The sequence below is a fragment of the Nostoc sp. CHAB 5715 genome (genome assembly GCF_020829685.1).
Taxonomy (GTDB): domain Bacteria; phylum Cyanobacteriota; class Cyanobacteriia; order Cyanobacteriales; family Nostocaceae; genus Nostoc.
This window is the reverse complement of sequence record NZ_JAIVFR010000341.1, coordinates 1-6,914: the sequence shown is the minus strand read 5'-3', so window position 1 is coordinate 6,914 and position 6,914 is coordinate 1. Positions and strand designations below refer to the sequence as shown.

Genomic DNA, 6,914 nt, shown 5'->3' with positions numbered 1-6,914 from the left:
ACCCCGCTGTTAGCTGTTAGCGGTTAGCTGTTAGCTAATGGCTAATAGCTAATAGCTAATACCCCGCTCATATTGGGCGGCTTGTTTAAAACTAATCGCAAGCTCGCTAACCGCTAATCGCTTTTATCGAATGTTAATTGCACAGGCAATCAATCACTCTTTAATTATCATTAGCAGAGATAAAAAATTCGATGCTTATTCTATTCAGAGGGTGTGGGAATAGTCTTCCAGGAATTCAGCTACATCGGATGTGACTTTTTGAGCATCAGCAACTGTCTGAGTTTGAATCCAGGATAAGGTCTGTACTTCGACTGCACCAGGAACAACCTTTCCTGCTACGACCATTTCTTTATAAACCGCTAGAGGAATAACGATGCTTCCATAGAGTTCCTGCAACAAGTCTAGCTGATCAATGGCTGCGAGATTTGTGATGGGGGAAGTATCACTGACAACAATCACAGCAAGCCCATACAATAGCAATTCTGACACAGTGTGCGATCGCCAGAAAGCATCTGCCAGATAAAATCCTGAGATATTACTGCTTAATCGGGGTAGCAATAAAAAGAAGCCTCTTATTTCGCTATTCTAGAAAAGTGAATGATTAAGAGATCGCCGATGGTTGCTTTACCCGATTACATTTTGATGAGTGCAGAGGAATATCTGGTTTGGGAACCCACCCAAGAGGAACGCTACGAGTATTGGGATGGCGAAGTTGTGATGATGAGTGGTGCTACACGCAACCATAATCGGATTTCTGCAAATTTCTTTAAGCTTCTAGATGATGCCCTAGCTGATCGCTCCTGTGAAGTATACATCGTAGATGTAAAGGTGCAGGTAGAACCTGGGCAAAAATATTTTTATCCAGATGTGGTGGTAACTTGCGATGAGCGCGATGACGATCCACAATTAGTACAATTTCCTTGTTTAATTATCGAAGTGCTATCACCTTCAACAGAAGCAGCCGATAGGGGGAAAAAGTTTGCCAAATATCGCCAATCTCCAACTTTGCAAGAATATGTCTTAGTACAAGTAGCCCAACCGGGTGTAGAAGTGTTTCGGCGCAACGAACAGGGAAAATGGGTGCTGTCAGAGTATAATTTGCACGAGAAATTGCGGCTGGAATCTGTAGATGTGGAAATAGCGATTGCCCATTTGTATCGACAAGTGCAGTTTGAAACCGAAGTAACAGATGCGTAGCAAATAAGAGAAACCGTGGCCATGACTCATGAGCAAGAAACGCTAGTTGAAAAAAAGGTAACTTACACGTTGGAGCAAAATGGACAGGTCTTCATGATTGAGAACGTAACTGCTCGCGTGAATCAAGAAACAGGAGAACAATTTTTTTCTCCATCAACTGTAGAGCATTTACAGCAAATTATCCTCAGTGGGCAACAGCCGGATCGCTTCATTGAAGTTCCTGTCTATAACTATGCAGGATAATTAAGCTAATCGTCACGTCGCTTCGCTCCGAATTCAAAATTCAAAATTCAAAATTCACGGCATAAAATCCCCATAAATAAATTTAGGCGATGCACTGAGCCTTGGGAGAGCGTAGTCGTTGGCGCAGCCTCTCGTAGAGAAGGGCGTAGCCGAAGTGGGCTTGTACCATCAAGGAATAATTGGTCATTCATTTTTCTAGAATGATTCGCTCGTAGTAAGCGGCTCCAGCCCTGCTTTTATACAACTTAAATGCTGATTAGCTTATTATTAAGCAAATCAAAACCATCCTCGCAATTTTTTATGTACCTGCGCCAAATACCACATATAATCATCAATTTTGTAATTATCAGCAGCTTTAACTATATAATCGTGAGCCAAATCAACATTATTCTCGACTTCGTAATATAATCCCAAGTAAAGATGACTGTAAAAATTTCCCTTTATCCCTTCTGATTGACCAACAGTTAAAACATCATCTGGTGTACAATCTCCCGCATACAAATCATATACGCGCTGCATAACACGTCGAGGGTCATTTTTCACAGTTAGTAAAGAATGACGCGCCTCTTCAACACCTAACGAACGAGCTATGCAGAGATATCGCCATACTGTTTCTTCTACATCTTGGGCGTTTACAGTCAAATCTATTTCAAATTGTTCAGCGCCCTCAGCAAATCTTTCTGCATAATAATACGATAATCCACGTTGCCAGAGGTAGGGTTTGATACGGGCATCCAATTGCTCTGCCATGTCAAAATCTTGAATAGATTCATCAATTTTGGCCAGTTGAAAGTTAACCATGCCTCGGCGAATGTAAGCATTAGGGTTTTTCGGCTGATTGCGGATGGTTTCGTTCCAGCGCTGGAGTTGATTTTCTAGAGAATTTGAAAAAAACATGAGTTTGCCTAGCTAATATGCATTCAATAGAATATTTTCAGTCTTACAGCGCTTTTCAAGTAATTGAACTACACCACTCCCTACTCCCCACTCCCTACTCCCCGTCTCTATGGTAATCGCAAAGCGTTGGAACTATGGGAGCTTTCTTGGGAGGAATTTACCAGAATGCCTTCGCGGAAATCGGCTGAAGAAGTAGTCCAGGAAGAACGCGATCGCTTATTATTAGAAGCAACAACTAAAGGCTTTATCACCAACTATTCCGGTATCCGCACTTCTAGCAATGGTAAACGTTTTTACATAGAAGATACTATCCTATGGAACGTTTTAGATGAGCAAAATCAGTACTACGGTCAAGCTGCTTTCTTCTCTACGTGGAAATTTATTACATAACTACTGCATCACAGACTTTTTGGATTAATTGCTCTTGCTTGCAATTTTGCTAATCAATCTTGATAGCGCTATTCAAAGAGTGGAGTTTCCTTTGCCTAAGTCTTACTATAAATCTCAAATCTTAAAGCGAGATCCATCCACGGGGTAGAAGAAACTACTTGTAGAATTCAGTATTGTGATACTACTATCTTAAAATTCAGGAAAAAACGCCCGTGGTTCCCATTAGAGATAATAATCCGACAAAAATTACGCCTTATGTGACTTATGGACTGATTGCTGCTAATGTCCTCGCTTTTCTTTATGAAGCAAATCTTCCCCCCCAAGCATTAAATGGGTTTCTACACCTTGCGGCTGTAGTTCCACGAGAACTAACTTTAAGCTTTGGTGGTGTCTCTTTACATCAACCAGTGCCAGAGTGGGCAACTTTAATTACCTCACAATTTTTACATGGTGGTTTCTTGCACTTAGCAGGTAATATGTTGTTTCTCTGGATTTTTGGTAACAACGTTGAAGATAAGTTAGGTCATGCCAAATATTTACTGTTTTATTTATCTTGTGGAGTTTTGGCATCCTTGACCCAGTGGTTCTTCGCTCAAGATTCTAGCATTCCTTCTTTGGGTGCAAGTGGTGCGATCGCAGGCGTTTTGGGAGCCTACATTCTCCGCTTTCCCAACGCCGAAGTTCTCGGCATAGTGCCTTTAGGGTTTTTCTTCCCGACTTTCCGCGTTCCGGCATATTTCTTTTTGGGATTTTGGTTTCTCGAACAAGGCTTCTACGGGCTTGCTAGTCTGCAAACACGTACCAACATCGGTATGGAAAGCGGCGGTATTGCCTACTGGGCCCACGCAGGCGGGTTTATCTTTGGAGCAATTCTCGGCCCACTGTTGGGTTTGTTTAACGATAAATCACAAGAAGAAGCTTGGTATCAGTAATTTCAGGTTATCATCAGGGCTTTCAATCAGGCTAATTAATTAAATAGGTGAAATTGCCTAAGCTTCGCAACTGCTAGTCTTACAAGCTATATTGCAGTTAGTCAATAAATTAGGAAAAACATTTGTGTTTCCCCTCTACGACGAAAATCCGACGCGAACCACCCCGTATTTCACCTACGGGTTAATTGGCATGAATATTTTAGTTTTTCTTCACGAGGTGAGCCTGCCAAATGCACAATTGAATCAGTTTTTAAGTCAGTATGCAGTAATACCTCAAGAGTTAACCACCAATTGGAGTGGAGAGTGGATAACATTATTTACGTCGCAATTTTTACACGGTGGTTGGTGGCACTTAATCTCGAATATGGTGTTTCTCTGGATTTTTGGCAACAATATTGAAGATCGATTGGGTCATGTCAAATATCTGATTTTTTATTTAACCTGTGGTGCTTTAGCTGCCTTGTGTCAATGGTTTATTGGCATGAATTCAGAAATTCCTTCCTTGGGAGCAAGTGGTGCAATTTCTGGTGTTTTAGGTGCGTACATTATCCGCTTTCCCCAGGCTAGAGTCATGACTCTAGTATTTTTGGGGTTTTTCATCACCACAATCAGAGTGCCAGCATTAGTAATAATTGGACTTTTCATTGTGCAAAATGTAATTTCCGGTCTTGCTACCCTGCAAACAGCCGCTAACATGAGCGTGGAAACTGGTGGAGTTGCTTACTGGGCGCACATCGGTGGTTTTGCTTTTGGGGTAATTCTCGCTCCTCTATTTGGATTGTTTAGACAAGACTAAGTACAAAATTCCCGGAACTCCTAGCGAAACAATTGCTACCTCTAAATCCTCTGCGTATCCTCTGCGCTAACCTTCTCTGCCAGACGCTGACGCTCCTAACGTCGCTACCGCTTCTCTACGAGACGCTGCGCGAACGCTAATGCGAATGCGATACTCTACGTTAAAATTTCCACATTTAGCAATTATTAGTTTTTATTGGCACCTGCTGAAAGTTCTTCTGATTCTTCTGCCTTAGATGTAAATCTTGATGATTCTACGACTTGTTCAGGTAAAGAAACAATGATATCAGCGCCATTGATAATTACTCCCAATAACCCCAGTTCCGATTCAACTAATTGATCAATAGCTTCACCTAACATGTTCTCTTGTGTATAGTGTGGTCGCGCCACAAGTACCATGCCATCGCTGTAGGGTTGGATTAACAAAGGGTCATTGGATATGCTGAGAGAACCAGTATCTAAAATAACTAAATCAAAACGTTCACGCACATCCTCCATCAGCCGCCGCATTTCGCTAGATTCAAGAATAGCGGCGGATTGCCGTACAGGGCCAGGGCTGGGTATGATGTATAAATTTTCTACATGAGGAACTAAACGAATACATTCACTTAAGTTAGCGTAATAACGCAGGGGTTCAATAGTGGCGTCGGGGTCAGGAATTACATTTAGGGATGTAGAACGAGAAGGCGATCGCAAATCTGTTTCGATAATCAAGGTTCTTTTCCCAGCACGGGCTGAAGCTATACCCAAGTTATAAGCACTTGCCGTTTTACCCTCTAAACTACTGGTGCTAGTAATCAACACCACTTTTAAGGCTTTACCACCAATCCGGCGCAGATTACTACGGAATTTCTCATAAAATTCTAAATAAGGAGAATCCGCAGAAAGTACCACTGGCACTGCATCTTGAGGCAAATCATCAACTGGCATTAAAGGCAATTCTCCCAACAGTGCCACTTCCCGTTGCTTGAGGCTCTCGCGGATATCTTCTCTGGTTTTGAAAGTACCTTCGAGCGCTCCCAACAAGAATATCACCCCGCCACCAATCAACACACCTAAAAAACCACCCACAGCAAGGGTAATAGCTACACTCTTAGGAGGTTTGATGTCCGCAGTCACTGTGGGGCGTCTGGCAATGCTGAGGCTGCTGGTAGTTTCTGCCTCTGCGGTTTTGGCATCGGTTAGCTTCGCCTGCATTTGGTCATAGATGGCTTTTTTAAGTCCAACCTCTTGTTCTAAACGCGATCGCTCTAATTGCTTATTGGGTATCAAAGAATACTCTCGTCGTAGTCGCGCTTCTTGTTGGATTTCTTGCGTTAGTTGTTGTTCGAGTGTCTCCCGTTGGGTTTGCAAAGCCACCATTTGGTTTGCCAACTGCTGGCGGGCTGGATCTAAGCTACTTTGGGCGCGAATCCCGGCAACGCTACCCTGAAGCGGAGCCGCCGTTCCATCGCCACCTAATACTTCCGCAGCCCGTTGTTGCAGCAATTCCTCAGCAGCTTGTTTCTGACGCAGCAATTGAACCATCGTTGGGTGTTCCGGGCGTAAATCTTTTCTGAGTACGGCAATTTGCGACTCACTTTGATAAATTTGCGATCGCAAGTTACCAATAATTTGATCGGCACTCAAAGCAGAAGAAATATAAGCCTGTCCGACTGTTAAGCCTAACTTATTTTGTAAACTGCGAACTTGACCATCAACTCCAGAAATAGTTAATTGAATTTGCCGTTGGAGATTTTGGCTGGCTGTAATAGCGCTTAACAAGCTGCCATTCTCCGCCGCTAATATTGCCGTTCGCTCTATGCGATCGTACTGTTCCAGCTTCTTTTCGGCAATTTGCAATTCCCGTTTAGCTTGTGGTAAGCGCTCATTTATCTTTTCAATAATTGCTTGTAATCGCTCAGTATTGATGTCACTGCTCAACTTAATCATTGATTGCATCAATTCAGTCAAGACCTCTATGGCTCGTTTGGGGTCTCTATCTACATATTTCAGTTCAAAAGTACTCGTTTCTAATTCTCCAGTTTTGGGATTTTTTTTAGGTAAAGAAAGGACAATACTTGAACCGAGTTGTTTCGGTTTGATATTTACTTTCTCTGCCACAGTCGCAATTATCTGGTTTGATAATAAAACATCCTCATTTAGTTCCTTTCCTTGCTGTTGGATTTGACTACCAGTTGCAGAGAAAGAAACTGGTGGGCCAGCATAGGTAAGTGCGGCAGATGCTATGTAGTTAGGAGATGGCTCTGGCTGCATAGCCACCACCGTTGACCCTACTACGACTAAACCAAAACTAGCTAGTCCAATCCACTTGTATTTTTCAAAAGCAATAAGATAGCGTTTAACAATTGGTGGAGTCATGGCAGGGGCAGATAGAATCAGTTATCAGTTATCAGTTATCAGCTTTATATTTGTCACCCTCATCTCCCCCTCTCTCACATCTGGTAATAATCAGATCGG

The 6,914-nt window shown here is 42.6% G+C and carries 8 protein-coding genes; 5 read left to right on the top strand and 3 right to left on the bottom strand.

The features are described 5' to 3' along the window. Positions 1-204 precede the first annotated feature (204 nt). Entirely contained in the window at positions 205-558 is a 354-nt protein-coding gene (locus tag LC574_RS19275; RefSeq protein WP_229454990.1) for a hypothetical protein, read from the bottom strand. A 57-nt stretch (positions 559-615) separates the two neighbouring features. Here LC574_RS19275 and LC574_RS19270 point away from each other — a divergent pair, with 57 nt between their 5' ends. After that, complete coding sequence (locus tag LC574_RS19270) at positions 616-1,197, top strand: Uma2 family endonuclease (RefSeq protein WP_229454989.1); 582 nt, start codon at positions 616-618, stop codon at positions 1,195-1,197. A gap of 21 nt (positions 1,198-1,218) precedes the next feature. Then, positions 1,219-1,440, top strand: a complete 222-nt coding sequence (locus tag LC574_RS19265; RefSeq protein ID WP_229454988.1) for a hypothetical protein — start codon at positions 1,219-1,221, stop codon at positions 1,438-1,440. Between the two features lie 276 nt (positions 1,441-1,716). Here the strand turns inward: LC574_RS19265 and LC574_RS19260 are convergent, their stop codons facing one another. Continuing rightward, on the bottom strand, positions 1,717-2,337 hold the full coding sequence (locus LC574_RS19260) for a hypothetical protein (RefSeq protein WP_229454987.1): 621 nt from the start codon (positions 2,335-2,337) through the stop codon (positions 1,717-1,719). A gap of 63 nt (positions 2,338-2,400) precedes the next feature. On the opposite strand from LC574_RS19260, the gene LC574_RS19255 reads away from it, so the two are divergent. The 3 genes from LC574_RS19255 to LC574_RS19245 all read left to right on the top strand — a co-directional run bounded on the left by LC574_RS19255 (position 2,401) and on the right by LC574_RS19245 (position 4,455). Continuing rightward, on the top strand, positions 2,401-2,727 hold the full coding sequence (locus tag LC574_RS19255) for an MEKHLA domain-containing protein (RefSeq protein WP_229454986.1): 327 nt from the start codon (positions 2,401-2,403) through the stop codon (positions 2,725-2,727). A 212-nt stretch (positions 2,728-2,939) separates the two neighbouring features. Beyond that, on the top strand, positions 2,940-3,659 hold the full coding sequence (locus tag LC574_RS19250; protein ID WP_229454985.1) for a rhomboid family intramembrane serine protease: 720 nt from the start codon (positions 2,940-2,942) through the stop codon (positions 3,657-3,659). Between the two features lie 124 nt (positions 3,660-3,783). Further along, on the top strand, positions 3,784-4,455 hold the full coding sequence (locus LC574_RS19245; RefSeq protein WP_229454984.1) for a rhomboid family intramembrane serine protease: 672 nt from the start codon (positions 3,784-3,786) through the stop codon (positions 4,453-4,455). A 185-nt stretch (positions 4,456-4,640) separates the two neighbouring features. Here the strand turns inward: LC574_RS19245 and LC574_RS19240 are convergent, their stop codons facing one another. After that, on the bottom strand, positions 4,641-6,815 hold the full coding sequence (locus LC574_RS19240) for a polysaccharide biosynthesis tyrosine autokinase (protein ID WP_229454983.1): 2,175 nt from the start codon (positions 6,813-6,815) through the stop codon (positions 4,641-4,643). Positions 6,816-6,914 lie beyond the last annotated feature (99 nt).

Excerpts from the sequence above, each read along its gene's own strand:
- LC574_RS19270 (WP_229454989.1), top strand. The coding sequence starts at position 616 with ATGGTTGCTTTACCCGATTACATTTTGATGAGTGCAGAGGAATATCTG.
- LC574_RS19265 (WP_229454988.1), top strand. The coding sequence starts at position 1,219 with ATGACTCATGAGCAAGAAACGCTAGTTGAAAAAAAGGTAACTTACACG.
- LC574_RS19260 (WP_229454987.1), bottom strand. The coding sequence starts at position 2,337 with ATGTTTTTTTCAAATTCTCTAGAAAATCAACTCCAGCGCTGGAACGAA.
- LC574_RS19240 (WP_229454983.1), bottom strand. The coding sequence starts at position 6,815 with ATGACTCCACCAATTGTTAAACGCTATCTTATTGCTTTTGAAAAATAC.